This window comes from Gordonia sp. UBA7860 (assembly GCF_002500165.1).
GTDB lineage: Bacteria > Actinomycetota > Actinomycetes > Mycobacteriales > Mycobacteriaceae > Gordonia > Gordonia sputi.
The window spans coordinates 54120-54462 of the sequence record NZ_DLSO01000156.1 but is presented as its reverse complement, the minus strand read 5'-3'; the positions used below and the strand labels follow the sequence as shown (position 1 = coordinate 54462).

The window sequence follows — 343 nt, the reverse complement described above, 5'->3', positions numbered from 1 at the left end:
GGTTGCAGGCCAAGTCGATGAACCTGCACGCGGTCATCGTGCTGCTCGCGGTTACCCTCGGCGGTTCGGTCTTCGGCCTCACCGGGGCGTTCCTCGCGGTGCCTGCCGCTGCCACATTCACCGTCGTCCTGCGCTACCTCAACGAACGAATAGCCGAGCGAGCGGGGGAGACGCTGCCGCCGCAGGGCGCCCCGGTGACCGAGAACGTCGGAGTGCCCGACGACAAGGAGCCACCCGACGCCGGTGGTGGCGACGCAAACGACGCCGACGCGTCACCGTAGACTGGACACCCGTGAGTCTCACCCTCGGCATCGTCGGACTTCCCAACGTCGGCAAGTCCACC

General features: G+C 67.9%; 1 protein-coding gene. It reads left to right on the top strand.

Annotated features, from left to right (window positions below; translation table 11 throughout):
- The coding region (locus tag B3T59_RS19685) for an AI-2E family transporter (RefSeq protein ID WP_414652117.1) at positions 1-281 on the top strand (281 nt) is incomplete at its 5' end.
- Positions 282-343 lie beyond the last annotated feature (62 nt).